Below are 15412 nucleotides of genomic sequence, written 5' to 3' on the forward strand. Positions count from 1 at the left end.
CAAATGAAATTCACGCTTTCCTGGCTCAAGGATCACCTTGAAACCGATGCGACGCTCGATCAGATCGTCGAGAAGCTGACCGATATCGGTCTGGAAGTGGAATCGGTCGACGACCGGGCTGCTTTCAAGGCTTTCAAGATCGCCAAGGTCCTGAGCGCCATTCAACATCCGGATGCCGACAAGCTGCGCGTTCTTTCGGTCGATACGGGTGATGGCAAGCCGGTTCAGGTCGTTTGCGGCGCACCGAATGCACGTGCAGGTCTGGTTGGCGTTCTCGGCCGTCCGGGCGACTATGTTCCGGGCCTTGATGTCACGCTTTCCGTCGGCAAGATTCGCGGTGTCGAAAGTTTCGGCATGATGTGTTCCGAACGCGAGCTGGAGCTTTCCGACGAACACAATGGCATCATCGACCTGCCGGAAGATGCTCCAGTCGGCACCAGTTTCGCGATCTATGCCGGACTGGATGATGCGGTGATCGAGATCGGCCTGACACCGAATCGCGCCGATTGCACCGGCATTCACGGCATTGCACGCGATCTTGCCGCTGCCGGTCTCGGCACGCTCAAGAACACGCTGCCGGAAGCAGTCAAGGGTGAAGGCGAAACCCCGGTCAAGGTCATTCTGGATCAGGATGCCGAAAACCCGTTCTGCACCGGCTTCGCGCTGCGCATGGTCAAGGGCGTGAAGAATGGCCCAAGCCCGAAATGGATGCAGCAGCGTCTCAAGGCTATCGGCCTGCGTCCGATCAATGCGCTGGTGGACATCACCAATTATGTGACCTTCGATCAGGGCCGTCCGCTGCACGTCTTCGACGCTGCCAAGGTCAAGGGCAATCTGACGGTGCGTCTGGCAAAGGATGGCGAAACCATTCTCGGCCTCGATCAGCGGGAATATAAGTTCAAGCCGGGCATGTATGTGATTGCCGATGAGAACGGCCCCGAATCAATTGCCGGTATCATGGGCGGCGAGCATTCCGGCTGCGACGAAAACACGGTCGATGTGCTGATCGAATCGGCACTTTGGGACCCGCGCATGATTGCGCGCACGGGCCGCGAGCTGGGCATCGTCACCGATGCGCGCTATCGCTTCGAGCGTGGCGTCGATCCGGAAATGATGGTGCCGGGCGCGGAGATTGCGACCAAGCTGGTTCTCGAACTCTGCGGCGGTCAGCCGACGGTGCTCGATGTGGTGGGCTATACCAAGCCTGCGCCGCGCGTGATCGATTTCCCGGTATCGGAAGTCAAGCGGCTGACGGGTATCGAAGTGTCCTATGAAGCGTCGCTCGATATTCTGAAGCGTCTCGGCTTCGGCGTCGAAGGTGATGGCAAGGTCATCAGGGCAATCGTTCCGTCATGGCGTGGTGATGTGGAAGGCAAGGCTGACCTTGTTGAAGAAGTCATGCGTATCCACGGCATCAACCAGATCGATCCGCAGCCGTTGCCAAGCCACGGTGCCGTCAACGGGCGCATCCTGACCACCTTGCAGATTCGCACGCGCCATGCCCGCCGTATGCTCGCTTCGCGCGGCATGCTGGAAGCGGTGACCTATTCCTTCATTTCCGAAGCGCAGGCCAAGGCATTTGGCGGCGGCCAGCCGGAGTTGAAACTTGCCAACCCGATTGCAGCCGACATGTCGGATATGCGTCCGTCGCTTCTGCCGGGCCTCTTGGCTGCGGCACAGCGCAATGCGGATCGCGGTTTTGGCGATATCGCTTTGTTCGAGGTTTCGGGCATTTACGAGGGCGACACGCCGGACAAGCAGCGTCGCGTTGCGGGCGGCGTGCGCCGCGGTACGGCCAAGGTTGATGGCTCGGGCCGCTTCTGGGCTGGCAATGCGACCCCGGTCGGCGTGTTCGACGCCAAGGCCGATGCGCTTGCCGCATTGGAAGCTGCCGGCGCTCCGGTCGATCGTATCCAGATCGAAGCTGGCGGTCCCGATTGGTTCCATCCGGGTCGTTCGGGCACGCTGAAGTTGGGACCGAAGGTGGTTTTGGGCACTTTCGGCGAGTTCCATCCGGATACGCTGGAAACACTCGATGTTTCGGGTGCACTTTGCGGCTTTGAAGTCTATATCGATGCGATCCCCGAGCCGAAGGCAAAGTCCACGCGCACCAAGCCGGCTTTGAACCTTTCACAGTTCCAGAGCCTCAAGCGCGATTTCGCGTTTGTGGTGGATGCAGATGTGGAAGCCGGAAATCTCGTGAAGGCGGTTTCGTCTGCTGACAAGAAGCTGATCGTTGGCGTTCAGGTCTTCGACATTTTCACTGGTGCTTCGCTTGGTGAAGGCAAGAAGTCGATTGCGGTTGAGGTGCTACTGCAGCCACAGGACCGCACATTGACGGATGAAGATCTGGAAGCACTATCGAAACAGGTCGTGGCCAGTGTGGCCAAGCAGACCGGCGGCGTGCTGCGCGGATAGGCATGAAACAAAAAGCCCGGCTTCAAGTCGGGCTTTTTACTTTGGCAGGCATGGCGCGCATGGCCATATCGATGATCTTCTGCACAGCGGCGCGTGAATTGCCATCGCGGGCTTCAAAGGAAATGCTCTGCTGTATCATGTGATAGAACTCGGTCATTTGCGCAATATCGGAATCGGACGGTAGGTCGCCCGTCTCTATCGCTCGCTGCAAGCGCTTGGAAAGCCGGTCATGATTGGCGTGGCGGATAGCCTGGAGAAATTCCTTCACGGGCACATTTTCCGGTTTGCACTGGATCGAGCTCACACTGATCATGCAACCGCCCGCCGGGCAGGCGAAAGCACTGTCCGCGCCCAGTTCCAGCCAGCGGCGCATGCCCTCGTGAATGGTGGTCGCGTTTTCCAGTGCGTCGAAAGGAGCGGCGCCGATGGTACGACGATAATAGCCGACGGCTTCACGAAACGCCTGCTCCTTATTGCCGAAGGCGGCATAGAAGCTTGGCGGCGTAATGCCGATGGCGGTCGTGAAGTCGTTGATCTGGGCGCACTCATAGCCTTTGGCCCAGAAAACCTTCATCACCTTGTCCAGCGCTGCATCGCGGTCGAAGCTGCGCGGGCGTCCGCGTGGAACCATTTTTCTCCCTTTCTATAATCATCCCTATATAATTCTCTTGACCCTTTCGGGCAAGGCGATATTAATTATGTAGCTTACACTATATAAATAGGATTCGTCCCATGAACGATACGTGCGAATCTGCCCTTGCGGCGGAAGAGGTTTCTGCGTCTTCGAGAAAAGCGCGAGCGATCCCGCTGGTTGTCTATTGCCTCAGCTTAGGCGTGTTCGCGCTCACGACTTCCGAACTCATGATCTCGGGCATGCTGCCGTCGCTTCAGGTGGCATTTGACCGTTCCATTGCTGATATAGGCAATCTCATTTCGCTCTATGCGCTTGGCATGATGATCGGAGGACCGCTGGTCACGATTCTGTTTCTGGCCTTGAAGATTGAGAACAAGCGGGGGCTTCTGATTCTGCTTGTATTTTATGCGGCGGCGCAAAGCGTGGCAGCATCCACAAGCAGCTTCCAAATTCTGCTGATCGCCCGTGTTTTGACCGGTATGGCGGCGGCAACGAGCTTCGGGCTGATGCTTGCCATCACGGCACAGCTCGTCGGACCGGAACTGCGCGGGCGAGCTTCATCGCTGGTCTTTGCCGGTCTCATGCTCTGCACCGTCTTCGGCGTGCCCATAGCGACGGCGATCACCAATGCGTTCGGCTGGCGGGCGAGCTTCTGGGCCATTGTAGTCCTGATTCTGGTTTGCGCGCTTGTCATCGCAATCAAGATCGAGTCGTCGCCCGATACGCCGCAGGCCGATCTGCGCTCTGAACTGAAGGAGATGCGCAAGCCGAAACTCTGGGCTGCCTATGCCACCAGCGCGCTGGTCATCGGCTCGTCCTTCGCCGTCTATAGTTATCTGTCGCCGATTACGGTGCAGCTTGCCGGTTTCTCCGCGATGCAGGTGCCATTGTTGCTTGCCGTCTATGGCGGTGCCAATATCGTTGGCAACTATGTCACGGGTCGCTTTGCCGACCGTCACACGATCCCGACTATCGCCATCGGCCTCGTGTTGATGCTGTCGGCCATGCTGATTTTCGCGCTTTTCGCAGAGCTGAAACCAGCTGCAATCCTTGCCATCGTGATGATCGGCCTGACGGGCATTGCGCTTAATCCGGCCTTTATTGCGCGGGTGATGCGGATCGCACATCCGGGCGCGCTGGTGAACGCGATGCACGCATCGGTCATCAATATCGGTCTCGGGCTTGGGCCGTGGGTTGGCGGACAGGCAATGGAGGCCGGGTATGGCCTGCATGCACCGCTATGGGTCGGTTTTGCCATGACGCTGGCCGGGCTTCTGACGCTTGCACCGCCAGCTCTGCGCAGGATGTAAAAAAGGGAGCCCGACGGGCTCCCCTTTTATTTGGAGCATTTATCAAAGACCGGTCAAAGCAAGCTGCTGTTCGTTGTAACGCTTGCCTGCGATCAGGGCGGGTGCGGATACCTCATCCAGATGCTTGAGATCTTGCTCCGTCAGCACGATCTCCACAGCTTTCACATTGTCTTCCAGATGATGGATCTTGCGGACGCCGGGGATCGGCACAATGAAATCGCCCCGGCTCAGCACCCATGCCAGCGCCAGTTGCGCGGGCGTGACATGCTTTTCCTGTGCGATCTCGACGATGCGATCCACCTGCCGGTTGTTGGCTTCCAGATTGCCCGGCTGGAAACGCGGCAGGGTCTTGCGGAAGTCATCTTCGGCAAGATCTGACTGTGAACGCAACGTGCCGGTCAGCATACCGCGCCCAAGCGGGCTATAGGGTACGAAACCGATACCGAGTTCACGGCAGACCGGCAGCACATTGTCTTCCGGATCGCGTGCCCATAGCGAATATTCGCTTTGCAGCGCGGCGATGGGATGGACCGCATGCGCACGGCGCAAGGTAGTGCTACCTGCTTCCGAAAGACCGATGGCGCGTATCTTTCCCTCATCGATCAGGTCTTTCAAAGTGCCGACCACATCTTCAATCGGCACGGTTGGATCGACGCGGTGCTGGTAGAACAGATCGATCACATCAATGTCGAGCCGCTTCAGGGAGGCCTCGGCTACGTCGCGAATATGTTCAGGGCGGCTATCGACACCCTTCATCTGGCCGTCTTCGATCTTGAAGCCGAACTTCGTTGCAATGGTCACCTGGTCACGGAATGGCTTGAGTGCCTTGCCGACAAGTTTCTCGTTCTCAAACGGACCATAGACCTCTGCCGTATCGAAAAATGTCACGCCAAGGTCGACGGCGCGGTGCAGCGTGCGGATTGCATCCTGTTCGTCCTGTCCGCCATAAGCATAGGTCATTCCCATGCAGCCGAAACCAAGGGCAGAAACGTTCAATTGCTGGCCGAGTTTGCGCTGTTGCATTGTAGTTCCTTTCGAATGATTGATTGAAAGTACTGAAAATTGTGCGGGAAATCGGGAGGAGATTCCGGCTGGATGCGCCTTGGCAGTGGCTGCGTTCCGACCGAGGACCATGTCGCAAACAATAAAACGGGGCGGTAAGTTCGATAATACCGATTTATTTTCACGGCTTGTTCTGTAATTTGTAACAATGAATCGAAGCCAACTGTCACAGCTTGCTGTTCTCGCCGCCGTTGCAGCGCATGGAAGCTTCCGTGGCGCTGCGCGGGAACTGGCAATTGCACCTTCAGCCGTCAGCCACGCAGTGGCAACACTGGAGGACAGTCTGGGTGTGCGCCTTCTTGCACGCACAACGCGTAGCGTCGCCCCGACGGAAGCCGGGCGGCAATTGCTGGAGAGGCTGGCACCGGCGCTTGAGGAGATCAATGCGGCCTTGGGTGCCGCCGTTGATTCGCGGGATCGACCGTCGGGGGTGCTGCGCATTACAGCGCCCTATGTGGCGGCGCAGCTTGTTATCGCTCCGCGTCTGGGCGAATTCGCCAGAGCTTATCCCGACATTACACTCGATCTGCGGGTGGAAAATGGCTTCACCGATATCGTAGTGGCCGGCTTCGACGCAGGCGTGCGTCTCGGTGAGAGCCTCGAAGCGGATATGATTGCAACGCGGTTGACCGGCAATGTGCGTGCGGCAATCGTTGCGGCACCTGTTTATTTTGAGAACCGTTCGGTCCCCGTCGAACCGCGCGATCTTTTGCAGCATGCATGTATTCGCCATCGCTTTCCGAGCGGACAAACCTATCGCTGGGAATTCGAAAAGGCGGGCGAGGTGCAGGAAATTGCAATTGAAGGGCCTTTGATCGTCAACGATGACAGGGTTATTCTGGAAGCAGCTCTGAACGGCACCGGGCTTGCCTATCTGTTCGAGGCCTATGTTCACGACGCTTTGGCGGAAGGGCGGCTTTTCCGGGTTCTGGAAGACTGGTGCCAGCCTTTCGCCGGGCTTCATCTCTATTATCCAAGCCGCCGCCAGATGCGCCCGGCGCTGCGGGCATTCATCGACTTTTATCGCCGTGGAAGCAGTCAATGAAATTGGTGTCGAACCATTTGCATCATGCCGGTCTGCCACTCGAACAGCAGCGGGATATCTTTTCACAGATGATTCTGGAAAGCCCGCTGCTGACGGATGCGCTGCATCGGTTGCATGAACTGGCCGGGGAAGCGTCCGATTTCTGGCTCGTCTCTGGCGCGCTCTATAACACCATCTGGAACCGGCTGACCGGGAGGCCGGTCCTGCACGGGATCAAGGATCTCGATATTATCTATTTCGACGGCAGCGATCTTTCCTGGGAGGCAGAGGACGCGGTTATCACCCGCGGGGCCGGCGTCTTCCGCGACTTTCCGCTTCCAGTGCAGGTTCGCAATCAGGCGCGGGTGCATTTGTGGTTCGAAAAACGCTTCGGACAGCCCTATGCGCCGCTTCGCTCTGCGACCGAATCGATAGAACGTTATTCGACGATCGCCCATTGCGTGGGCGCGCGGCTGGCAAAAGACGGCGAAGCGACGGAGGATGGGCTGCTCATCCACGCCCCTTTCGGCTTCGATGATATTTTTTCATTTCGCATTCGTCCCAATCGTGCCATCGATAACCGCGAAACGCACGAGATCAAGGCAGCCCGCGCGATCAAATTCTGGCCGGAACTGCGAGTTCAGGACTGGGACACGCCGCAATGAGCCTGGATTTTTGCTTTGAATAAAAGAGGGAACAGCATGTTTCGTTGGGGTATCCTTTCAACTGCCAAGATCGGCGTCACGCAGGTGATTCCAGCGCTTTGCGCATCCGAAAATGGCGTTGTTCATGCCATTGCAAGCCGCGATCTGTCGCGGGCGCGCGCCGTCGCCGACCGTTTCGGCGCGCCGCTGGCATTCGGCTCCTATGAAGAGCTTCTGGCAAGCGATGTCATTGATGGCGTCTATATACCGCTGCCGACCTCGCAGCACATAGAATGGAGCCTTAAGGCGGCTGAAGCGGGCAAGCATGTCTTGTGCGAAAAGCCGATTGCACTCAAGGCCGACGATATCGACCAGCTCATTGCCGCACGTGACAAGCATAAGGTCACTATCGCTGAAGCCTTCATGGTCTATTACCATCCGCAGTGGATCAAGCTGCAGGAACTTCTGGCCGAAGGCGCTATCGGCAGGCTCCGCCATGTGCAGGGTGCTTTTTCCTATTTCAATGTCGATCCCGGCAATATGCGCAACCAGCCGGAACTGGGCGGCGGCGCCCTGCCGGATATTGGCGTCTATCCGACCGTGGTAACCCGCATGGTGACCGGTCTGGAGCCGGTATCGGTTCAGGCATCGGTGGAATACGATCCGGCTTTCGGTACCGACCGTTATGCCAATGTTTCGGCCCGCTTCGACGGATTTGACCTGACCTTTTATGTCGCGACTCAGCTTGGCGCTCGGCAGACGATGGTTTTCCATGGCGACAAGGGCTTCATTGAAGTCTACGCGCCATTCAATACCGGCAAATATGGTCATGGCAGCATCTCACTTTTCGACGCCGGCCACACCAAGGCAACGGAATGGTCGTTCGGTGACGCCAATCATTATCAGCTTCAGGCGGAAAGCTTTGTGCGTGCCACGCACGGCAGCAGGGATACACGACTTTTCTCGCTTGAAAACTCGAAGGCGAACCAGAAATTCATCGATGCGATCTACCGTGCGGCAAAAGACGGCGGATCGGCTATGGTATGATGGTCCGCGCGCACTATCTTGTGCAGCTGCGGCCCCTATTTCGTACGTCGATAGGTCCCTGTCAGTGTTTCCGGGTGCTGAATCTGCCCCAGCTTGGCTGTTGTGACTTGCAGTAAAAAACCGCGTTTCTTATATACGCCTCGCACAGGGCATTGATGTGCGTCTGGAAACCGGTCCGGTTTTCGGACAAGCATCGTGAAAAGCGCATTGTGAAACCGATAGGAACCGCCCACGGAACGCTCGGTAGAGGTCTTGGCGGTTTGCTGAATGGAGAGAAATATGGCTAAAGTTATTGGTATCGATCTGGGAACGACCAACTCCTGCGTATCCGTCATGGACGGCAAAAGCGCGAAGGTCATCGAAAATGCCGAAGGTGCGCGTACAACCCCTTCGATCGTTGCGTTCTCCGATAGTGACGAACGTCTCATCGGTCAGCCTGCAAAGCGTCAGGCCGTCACCAATCCGGAAGGTACCATTTTTGCGGTTAAGCGCCTGATCGGCCGCCGCTTTGACGACCCGATGGTTACCAAGGACAAGGACCTGGTTCCGTACCAGATTGTCAAGGGCGACAATGGCGACGCCTGGGTTGAAGTCCACGGCAAGAAATATTCCCCGTCGCAGGTTTCTGCGATGATCCTTCAGAAGATGAAGGAAACCGCTGAGTCTTACCTCGGCGAAACAGTCACGCAGGCGGTTATCACCGTTCCGGCCTACTTCAACGACGCTCAGCGCCAGGCAACCAAGGATGCCGGCAAGATCGCCGGTCTCGAAGTGCTGCGTATCATCAACGAGCCGACTGCTGCTGCGCTCGCTTACGGTCTGGACAAGAACGATGGCAAGACCATTGCTGTTTATGACCTTGGCGGCGGCACTTTCGACGTCTCGGTTCTCGAAATTGGTGACGGCGTCTTTGAGGTGAAGTCGACCAACGGCGACACCTTCCTCGGCGGTGAAGACTTTGACATGCGTCTGGTCGAATACCTCGTCTCCGAGTTCAAGAAGGAAAGCGGCATCGACCTCAAGAACGACAAGCTCGCTCTGCAGCGCCTCAAGGAAGCTGCCGAAAAGGCCAAGATCGAACTGTCGTCCTCGCAACAGACCGAAGTCAACCTGCCGTTCATCACGGCCGACCAGACCGGTCCAAAGCACCTTGCCATCAAGCTGTCGCGTGCCAAGTTCGAAAGCCTGGTCGACGATCTCGTCCAGCGCACCATCGAGCCCTGCAAGGCAGCGCTGAAGGATGCCGGCCTCAAGGCTGGCGAAATCGACGAAGTGATTCTGGTCGGCGGCATGACCCGCATGCCGAAGATTCAGGAAGTCGTGAAAGCCTTCTTCGGCAAGGAGCCGCACAAGGGCGTCAATCCGGATGAAGTCGTCGCCATGGGCGCGGCAATTCAGGCAGGCGTTCTGCAGGGCGACGTCAAGGACGTTCTGCTGCTCGACGTGACCCCGCTTTCGCTGGGTATCGAAACGCTGGGCGGCGTGTTCACGCGTCTGATCGAACGCAACACCACGATCCCGACCAAGAAGTCGCAGACCTTCTCCACCGCCGAAGACAATCAGTCGGCAGTGACGATCCGCGTCTTCCAGGGCGAGCGTGAAATGGCTGCCGACAACAAGATGCTCGGCCAGTTCGACCTCGTCGGCATTCCGCCCGCACCGCGTGGCGTGCCGCAGATCGAAGTGACTTTCGACATCGACGCCAACGGTATCGTCAACGTGACGGCCAAGGACAAGGGCACCGGCAAGGAACACCAGATCCGCATTCAGGCATCCGGTGGTCTGAGCGATGCCGACATCGAAAAAATGGTCAAGGACGCCGAGGCTAACGCCGAAGCCGACAAGAAGCGTCGCGATGCCGTTGAAGCCAAGAACCAGGGCGAAAGCCTCGTTCATTCGACCGAAAAGTCGCTCAGCGAATATGGCGACAAGGTTTCGGCTGACGACAAGAAGGCCATTGAAGATGCTCTGGCAAGCCTCAAGACCTCGCTTGAAGGCGATGATGCCGAGGATATCAAGGCCAAGACGCAGACGCTCGCGGAAGCTTCCATGAAGCTCGGTCAAGCCATGTACGAAGCCGCTCAGGCTGCTGAAACCGGTGCTGCCGGTGCTAGCGAGGAGGCTGCTGCTTCGAACGACGATGTTGTCGACGCCGATTACGAAGAAATCGACGACGACAAGAAGAAGTCGTAATTCTAGGCTCAATACGCTCAAGCCCGGGGCTCTGCCCCGGGCTTTTGCCAATTTTTGAGATGTTCATATTCGCAGGTTTTGTATAAGCCTGCATATTGGCCGGTGTCGGTGGCAAATGCCGAGAAAATCAGCCTCTGTTTGAAAAATCGCTCTGGCCTGCATACATCTTGAAAAGCATGAGACGGTTTCGGGCAAAGTGGGTATTGATGCTGAAATCCGGAGTGCCGCTCTGACGCATGGGTCGGAAGGCGCTTCGATAGATGAACAATTGGAAACGCTGGCCCCTGACAAGTGTTGAACGCTTTGGGGCGTGTCGCACGAATCTGGGGACCGGTTTCGGGATACGATGTCCGTGAAAGCAAAAGGCGCTTTCCTGTCGCCGGGATAACGAACTGATGAAGATCGACTACTACGAAGCTCTGGGTGTTGAAAGAACAGCAGACGACAAGATGCTGAAAACAGCCTTTCGCAAACTCGCCATGGAATATCATCCGGATCGCAATCCGGATAATCCGGAAGCTGAGCGCAAGTTCAAGGAAATCGGCGAGGCTTACGAAACGCTGAAGGACCCGCAGAAGCGCGCCGCCTACGACCGGTTCGGCCACGCAGCCTTTGAAAATGGCGGCATGGGTGGCGGTTTCGGTAACGGCTTTGGCGGTGCCGGTGGTTTCGCCGATATCTTCGAAGACATTTTTGGCGAGATGATGGGCGGCGGTCGGCGCCGCTCCAGTGGCGGACGCGAACGCGGCGCCGATCTTCGCTACAATATGGAAGTGACGCTGGAAGAAGCCTATGCGGGCAAGACCGCGCAAATCCGCGTTCCGACGTCCATCACCTGCGACGAATGCTCCGGCTCCGGCGCAAAGGCCGGTTCTCAGCCGACCACCTGTACCATGTGTTCGGGTTCGGGCCGTGTTCGCGCTGCCCAGGGCTTTTTCTCGGTGGAGCGCACCTGCCCGACCTGTAACGGTCGTGGCCAGATCATCAAGGACCCTTGCGGCAAGTGCCATGGTCAGGGCCGTGTCACGCAGGAGCGTTCGCTGTCGGTCAATATTCCGGCAGGCATCGAGGATGGCACCCGTATCCGTCTCGCCGGTGAAGGCGAAGCCGGTATGCGCGGCGGCCCGGCAGGCGACCTCTACATTTTCCTTTCGGTCAAGCCGCACGAGTTCTTCCAGCGCGACGGCTCCGACCTTTATTGCAAGGTACCGATCTCGATGACGACGGCAGCCCTTGGTGGCCAGTTCGAAGTCTCCACGCTCGATGGCACACAGACACGGGTCAAGGTTCCGGATGGCACGCAGAATGGCAAGCAGTTCCGCCTCAAGGGCAAGGGCATGCCGGTTCTGCGTCAGGCTGCGGTAGGCGATCTTTATATCCAGATCGACATTGAGACGCCGCAGAACCTGTCCAAACGCCAGCGTGAACTGCTGGAAGAGTTCGAAAAGCTTTCCTCGCAAGAGAACAGCCCGAAATCAGCGGGGTTCTTCTCAAGGATGAAAGAATTCTTCGAAGGTATCGGAGAATAATAAAGGGAGCCGAAAGGCTCCCTTTTTTGTTCTTTTCCTTATTCACGCCTTGCTTAGGGAATTCAAAGCGGCATAAACTTGTCCAATAACGACAATGGGAGCAGCGAGAATGGCAGGACAGCTCGGCAGGAAACTGGCCGCTAAGTTCGATGAGGAGATCCGTTTTTTCAAGGGATGGATAGACGGGCCGAAAGCGGTCGGGGCTATTTTGCCGACGAGTTCTATTACAGCGCGCCGTATGGCCAGCGTCATCGATACCGGCTCCGGCCTTCCCGTTCTGGAACTTGGACCAGGCACGGGCGTCATCACCAAGGCGATCCTGAAACAGGGCGTAAAACCTGCCGACCTCTATTCCATCGAATATTCGCAGGATTTCGTGGATCACCTGAACACGATCTTTCCAGACGTCAATATTATTCAGGGCGATGCATTCGACCTCGACAGCGCGTTGGGTGAGAAGAAAGACCAGAAATTCGATTGTATCATCTCTGCCGTGCCGATGCTCAATTTCCCGATGGACGGGCGCATCCAGCTCGTGGAAAGCCTGCTTTCCCGCATTCCACGCGGACGGCCTTTGATGCAGATCACCTATGGTCCCTTGCCACCGGTTCCCGCCGGCCGCGGCAACTATACGGTTCAGCACTATGATTTCGTGGTGCGCAATGTGCCGCCAGCGCAGCTTTGGGTTTATCGCAGCCCTTTGGTCTAGTGGTCTGATTCCGACATTTGCGTCCCTATGATACAGGCGCCGAGCAAATGTCGGAATCGCAAAGACCACTAGTAATTTTATGTATCTAGTGGATTTTTCGAATTTGACGTTTGAAACAGCATCTCATTCAGTCGGGATTCAAACGTCAAATTCAATCCACTAGTTTCGCACGAGGTTTTTCATGACTGCACGTATTCTCGTCTTCGCGGGTTCGGTTCGTATGGGTGCTTTTTCCGGCCACATGGCGGATGCCGCGGAAAAGGAGTTGCGGGCGCAGGGGGCCGATGTCACACGCATCACGCTTGCCGACTATCCTTTGCCGATCATGGACCAGAATCTGGAAAGCGAGCATGGCGTTCCGGAAAACGCTATGAAGCTTGGTCGCCTGTTCGCCGAACAGGATGGCCTGATGATCTGCTCGCCGGAATACAATGCATCGATCCCGCCGCTTCTGAAAAACACCATCGATTGGGTCAGTCGCATATCAAAGGATGGGGACAAGCCGTTCAGACCCTATGCCGGTCTGACTGTCGGCCTCTGTTCCAGCTCCGACGGCATGTTCGCCGGTATGCGCGGACTTTATCATTTGCGTGCCGTGCTGATGAATGTCGGCGTGCAGATCGTGACCGAGCAATGCTCGGTCGGCCATGCATCGGTAGCGTTCAATGATGATGGAACGCTGAAAGAAGAACGAAGCGCCAGAATGCTCTCCGCCGTCTGCCGCAGCCTCATCGCGCGGGTGGAAGAAGCAAAAAGCTGATTCCATCTCTTTCGCAACGGGTTCCGTTATGCGAAGAGAGTAAAAATCACCACGGAGACTCTCATGACGACGACAGATTTGCGCGATCAAGCGCCCGGGGAAGCATCTGGGCGCTTGATCGTGGGCCTCGACGTGCCGACCATTGCCGAAGCGGAAAAGGTGGTCGAAGAGCTGGGCGATGCCGTTTCCTTCTACAAGATCGGCTATCAGCTGGTTTTTGCAGGTGGACTCGACTTCGCAAAAAGCCTCGTGGCGGCGAAGAAGAAAGTCTTCCTCGACATGAAGTTGCTCGATATCGACAACACCATCGCAAAGGGTGTCGAGAATGTCGCGAAGATGGGTGTTTCTATGCTCACCCTGCATGCTTATCCGAAAGCGATGCGGGCAGCGGTGGAAGCTGCCAGAGGATCGGACCTCTGCCTTCTGGGCGTAACGGTTCTGACCTCAATGGACAATGCCGACCTGCAGGAAGCCGGTTATTCCGACGATGCGGAAACGCTGGTGCTGAAACGCGCCCGGCAGGCGCGCGAGGCCGGCATGGGCGGCATTGTGGCTTCCGCCGTCGAAGCGGCAGCCATCCGTCAGGCAGTGGGTCCGGATATGGCCATTGTCACACCAGGCATTCGTCCCGCCGGTTCGGAAAAGGGCGACCAGAAACGGGTCATGACCCCTGCCGATGCATTGAAAGCCGGAGCCAGCCATCTGGTCGTCGCGCGCCCGATCGTCGGTGCGGTTGATCGCAAAGCCGCAGCCCTTGCCATTCTCGACGAAATGCGCTCGGTTGCGTGAAAAAACTCGGAGGAGAGAATATGACGAAAGCCTACTGGATTGCCCGTGTCGATGTCCGTGATCCCGAGCGATACAAGGATTATGTTTCGACCGCAAAACCTGCGTTCGAGCGTTATGGTGCAAATTTCATTGCGCGTGGCGGCAAGACAGACGCAGTCGAGGGACAGGGTCGTGCCCGCAACGTAATCATTGAGTTCGAGACCATGCAGCACGCGCTCGATTGCTACAATTCACCCGAATATCAGGCCGCGAAGGCAATCCGCCAGACGGTTGCGGATGGTGATATCGTCATCGTTGAAGGTATCTAAAATCGAAGGGCCCGCAGGGGCCCTTTTTCATTTGCTGTTTAGAGCCGGACCGGCGGATCATGCCGTCCGGCAAGCGTCAAATCGAGCAGCAGCACCTTTCCAGCGTGAGCATCAGAACGACGGGCCTCTTCGTCTAGACCCTCATAGGCGCTGGTCACGATCATCACGGTTGCATCCGGCCCGACGAAAGCGGGGCATGATGGCTGGCGGACCGGCAGCGAAATCGAGCGGATCAGGCGGCCTTGCGGGGAATAGGCATTGATCGAGCTGCCCCCCCAGCAGGCATTCCACAGCGTACCTTCCGCATCGACAACCGAGCCATCGACACCGCCATCTTCGACGCGGTGATGGAATACGCTTTTGTCGGATATCGGCAATCCGGTTTCTGGATTAGTGTCGACCCGCCAGATGATATTGCGATCCGTATCGGCGAAATAGGCGATTTTTCCGTCGGGAGAAAAGCAGATCGAATTGGTGATCGTAATGCCGGAGAAAAGCTTTTTCACCTGGCCTTCGCGATACCACCAGATCGAACCTGCATCGGTTTCGGCTTTTTTGCCCATCGTGCCGATCCAGAACGATCCCGAAGGATGCACGCGCGCATCATTGGAACGGGTGACTTCATTCTCGGCTTCAAGCGGATGATGAAGGGTCAATCGCCCATTCGCCCGCTCGCGAATGAACAGCCCATGTTCGCTGACGATCAACTGCCGATCACGATCGATAACGGCCAGGGCGCTGGCCTTCATGCCGAGTGCATGAACATGTATCTCGCCGTTTTCCCAGTTTTTCTCGATCAGTTTTTGGCCGAGAATATCGAACCACCAGACATTTCCGCTCAGAGGATCGTAGCCGGGGCCCTCGCCCAGTTGCGCTATATGATCAGCAAACAAAGTGGTTTTAACGACGGTCACTTTTTCCCTCCCGAAACGGCCGAACCGATTACAACCAGCATAGACAACCGATGAAAGCCGATCCAGTTTAA

The 15412-nt window shown here is 57.0% G+C and carries 14 protein-coding genes; 11 read left to right on the forward strand and 3 right to left on the reverse strand.

Translation table 11 applies throughout. The features are described from left to right. Window positions 1-3 precede the first annotated feature (3 nt). Window positions 4-2418 (forward strand): phenylalanine--tRNA ligase subunit beta, encoded by a 2415-nt coding sequence (gene pheT, locus MKS82_RS13560; RefSeq protein ID WP_109987043.1) that lies wholly within the window; start codon window positions 4-6, stop codon window positions 2416-2418. A gap of 22 nt (window positions 2419-2440) precedes the next feature. On the opposite strand, the gene MKS82_RS13565 is transcribed toward pheT, so the two are convergent. Beyond that, window positions 2441-3049, reverse strand: coding sequence for a TetR/AcrR family transcriptional regulator (locus MKS82_RS13565; protein ID WP_109987044.1), 609 nt, complete (start codon window positions 3047-3049; stop codon window positions 2441-2443). A 101-nt stretch (window positions 3050-3150) separates the two neighbouring features. Between MKS82_RS13565 and MKS82_RS13570 the strand changes: the two genes are divergently transcribed. Then, window positions 3151-4362 carry an MFS transporter gene (locus MKS82_RS13570; RefSeq protein ID WP_240578919.1) on the forward strand — a complete coding sequence of 404 codons (1212 nt, stop codon included), beginning with the start codon at window positions 3151-3153 and terminating at the stop codon, window positions 4360-4362. A gap of 42 nt (window positions 4363-4404) precedes the next feature. On the opposite strand, the gene MKS82_RS13575 is transcribed toward MKS82_RS13570, so the two are convergent. Then, window positions 4405-5385: an aldo/keto reductase gene (locus MKS82_RS13575; RefSeq protein ID WP_109987046.1), complete on the reverse strand. Its 981-nt coding sequence runs from the start codon at window positions 5383-5385 to the stop codon at window positions 4405-4407. A gap of 187 nt (window positions 5386-5572) precedes the next feature. Between MKS82_RS13575 and MKS82_RS13580 the strand changes: the two genes are divergently transcribed. From MKS82_RS13580 to MKS82_RS13620, 9 genes are all read left to right on the forward strand, one after another. Continuing rightward, on the forward strand, window positions 5573-6469 hold the full coding sequence (locus MKS82_RS13580) for a LysR family transcriptional regulator (RefSeq protein ID WP_109987047.1): 897 nt from the start codon (window positions 5573-5575) through the stop codon (window positions 6467-6469). After that, on the forward strand, window positions 6466-7113 hold the full coding sequence (locus tag MKS82_RS13585; RefSeq protein WP_109987048.1) for a nucleotidyltransferase family protein: 648 nt from the start codon (window positions 6466-6468) through the stop codon (window positions 7111-7113). Before MKS82_RS13580 ends, MKS82_RS13585 begins: the two co-directional genes overlap by 4 nt. A gap of 36 nt (window positions 7114-7149) precedes the next feature. Then, complete coding sequence (locus MKS82_RS13590) at window positions 7150-8139, forward strand: Gfo/Idh/MocA family protein (RefSeq protein WP_109987049.1); 990 nt, start codon at window positions 7150-7152, stop codon at window positions 8137-8139. A 279-nt stretch (window positions 8140-8418) separates the two neighbouring features. Beyond that, window positions 8419-10332 (forward strand): molecular chaperone DnaK, encoded by a 1914-nt coding sequence (gene dnaK / locus MKS82_RS13595; RefSeq protein WP_109987050.1) that lies wholly within the window; start codon window positions 8419-8421, stop codon window positions 10330-10332. A gap of 395 nt (window positions 10333-10727) precedes the next feature. Then, window positions 10728-11861, forward strand: a complete 1134-nt coding sequence (gene dnaJ / locus MKS82_RS13600; protein ID WP_181394257.1) for a molecular chaperone DnaJ — start codon at window positions 10728-10730, stop codon at window positions 11859-11861. A gap of 109 nt (window positions 11862-11970) precedes the next feature. Further along, complete coding sequence (gene pmtA, locus MKS82_RS13605) at window positions 11971-12570, forward strand: phospholipid N-methyltransferase PmtA (protein WP_109987052.1); 600 nt, start codon at window positions 11971-11973, stop codon at window positions 12568-12570. A 181-nt stretch (window positions 12571-12751) separates the two neighbouring features. Further along, complete coding sequence (locus tag MKS82_RS13610; protein WP_109987053.1) at window positions 12752-13330, forward strand: NADPH-dependent FMN reductase; 579 nt, start codon at window positions 12752-12754, stop codon at window positions 13328-13330. Between the two features lie 63 nt (window positions 13331-13393). Then, window positions 13394-14119, forward strand: a complete 726-nt coding sequence (gene pyrF, locus MKS82_RS13615) for an orotidine-5'-phosphate decarboxylase (protein ID WP_109987054.1) — start codon at window positions 13394-13396, stop codon at window positions 14117-14119. A 20-nt stretch (window positions 14120-14139) separates the two neighbouring features. Continuing rightward, window positions 14140-14427 (forward strand): DUF1330 domain-containing protein, encoded by a 288-nt coding sequence (locus tag MKS82_RS13620; protein WP_240578920.1) that lies wholly within the window; start codon window positions 14140-14142, stop codon window positions 14425-14427. Window positions 14428-14465: 38 nt separating this feature from the next. On the opposite strand, the gene MKS82_RS13625 is transcribed toward MKS82_RS13620, so the two are convergent. After that, window positions 14466-15341, reverse strand: a complete 876-nt coding sequence (locus tag MKS82_RS13625) for an SMP-30/gluconolactonase/LRE family protein (protein WP_109987056.1) — start codon at window positions 15339-15341, stop codon at window positions 14466-14468. Window positions 15342-15412 lie beyond the last annotated feature (71 nt).

The organism is Ochrobactrum sp. A-1 (assembly GCF_022488005.1).
GTDB lineage: Bacteria > Pseudomonadota > Alphaproteobacteria > Rhizobiales > Rhizobiaceae > Brucella.

What these genes read in the sequence shown, in the direction of transcription:
- pheT (WP_109987043.1), top strand. Translation starts at nt 4, where the DNA reads ATGAAATTCACGCTTTCCTGGCTCAAGGATCACCTTGAAACCGATGCG.
- MKS82_RS13565 (WP_109987044.1), bottom strand. Translation starts at nt 3,049, where the DNA reads ATGGTTCCACGCGGACGCCCGCGCAGCTTCGACCGCGATGCAGCGCTG.
- MKS82_RS13570 (WP_240578919.1), top strand. Translation starts at nt 3,151, where the DNA reads ATGAACGATACGTGCGAATCTGCCCTTGCGGCGGAAGAGGTTTCTGCG.
- MKS82_RS13575 (WP_109987046.1), bottom strand. Translation starts at nt 5,385, where the DNA reads ATGCAACAGCGCAAACTCGGCCAGCAATTGAACGTTTCTGCCCTTGGT.
- MKS82_RS13580 (WP_109987047.1), top strand. Translation starts at nt 5,573, where the DNA reads ATGAATCGAAGCCAACTGTCACAGCTTGCTGTTCTCGCCGCCGTTGCA.
- MKS82_RS13585 (WP_109987048.1), top strand. Translation starts at nt 6,466, where the DNA reads ATGAAATTGGTGTCGAACCATTTGCATCATGCCGGTCTGCCACTCGAA.
- MKS82_RS13590 (WP_109987049.1), top strand. Translation starts at nt 7,150, where the DNA reads ATGTTTCGTTGGGGTATCCTTTCAACTGCCAAGATCGGCGTCACGCAG.
- dnaK (WP_109987050.1), top strand. Translation starts at nt 8,419, where the DNA reads ATGGCTAAAGTTATTGGTATCGATCTGGGAACGACCAACTCCTGCGTA.
- dnaJ (WP_181394257.1), top strand. Translation starts at nt 10,728, where the DNA reads ATGAAGATCGACTACTACGAAGCTCTGGGTGTTGAAAGAACAGCAGAC.
- pmtA (WP_109987052.1), top strand. Translation starts at nt 11,971, where the DNA reads ATGGCAGGACAGCTCGGCAGGAAACTGGCCGCTAAGTTCGATGAGGAG.
- MKS82_RS13610 (WP_109987053.1), top strand. Translation starts at nt 12,752, where the DNA reads ATGACTGCACGTATTCTCGTCTTCGCGGGTTCGGTTCGTATGGGTGCT.
- pyrF (WP_109987054.1), top strand. Translation starts at nt 13,394, where the DNA reads ATGACGACGACAGATTTGCGCGATCAAGCGCCCGGGGAAGCATCTGGG.
- MKS82_RS13620 (WP_240578920.1), top strand. Translation starts at nt 14,140, where the DNA reads ATGACGAAAGCCTACTGGATTGCCCGTGTCGATGTCCGTGATCCCGAG.